Raw genomic sequence first — 769 nt, 5'->3', positions numbered from 1 at the left:
GGAACTGGCAAGAAGAAAAAGAAGAAAGCACCTAAAAACCAAGATGTTTGGTTGAGAAATAACTAAATTAAGAATGGTTAGATTATAGATACAAGAAAGGCGCTCAATTGAGCGCCTTTCTTAATTCTACGAGTAAAAAGTCATTACTTCTTACGGCAGAACTCAGCGATTACGTACATTGATTGACCGCCATTTGTTTTACCAGAAACAAGCTTAGGATCGTCACCAACGCTGATGCCACGAATAACAGTACCTTGCTTAATTACTTGGTTAGTGCCTTTGATTGGAAGGTCTTTGATTACTGTTACGTCGTCACCTTTTTTAAGCTCAACGCCGTTCACATCAAGAGGCTTGTCATCAGCAGACATGCCGATTTGTGCCCAAACTGATGTTTCTTCTTCAAGGTACATCATGTCTAGTGCGTCTTGAGCCCAGCTTTCAGTGTTCAGACGAGTAAGTTGACGCCATGCCGTTACTTGAACTGGTGCCTCTTGACTCCACATGCTGTCGCTTAGGCAGCGCCAGTGGTTGATATCTTTAGGCTCGTCAATCTCACCAAGGCATTTGTCACATACCATGATGCCGTGATCCACTGTTACGTGGCTGTGTGGCGGTACTGCGTACGCAGTAAGAGAAGAATCAGAACCACATAGTTCACATTTAGATTGGCAGCGTTCTAGCATAGTAGCTTCAGAAGACATAATGGACTCACATTTATTAGGTATTAATTACGGGGCTATTATCCACTTTATTTACAATAAAGAAAGAG

Annotated in this window: 1 protein-coding gene; it reads right to left on the bottom strand. The window is 42.3% G+C overall.

What is annotated here, in order from left to right:
- Positions 1 to 143 precede the first annotated feature (143 nt).
- Positions 144 to 701 carry a PhnA domain-containing protein gene (locus tag AB4232_RS22185; RefSeq protein WP_009845316.1) on the bottom strand — a complete coding sequence of 186 codons (558 nt, stop codon included), beginning with the start codon at positions 699 to 701 and terminating at the stop codon, positions 144 to 146.
- Positions 702 to 769: the final 68 nt, after the last annotated feature.

This window comes from Vibrio sp. 10N.286.46.A8 (assembly GCF_041470165.1).
In the GTDB taxonomy this organism is placed as follows: Bacteria; Pseudomonadota; Gammaproteobacteria; order Enterobacterales; family Vibrionaceae; genus Vibrio; species Vibrio tasmaniensis_A.
This window is presented reverse-complemented; position numbering and strand designations above follow the sequence as displayed.

Bases quoted from the DNA above. Each gene is read 5' to 3' on its own strand.
- AB4232_RS22185 (WP_009845316.1), bottom strand. From the start codon at position 701: ATGTCTTCTGAAGCTACTATGCTAGAACGCTGCCAATCTAAATGTGAA.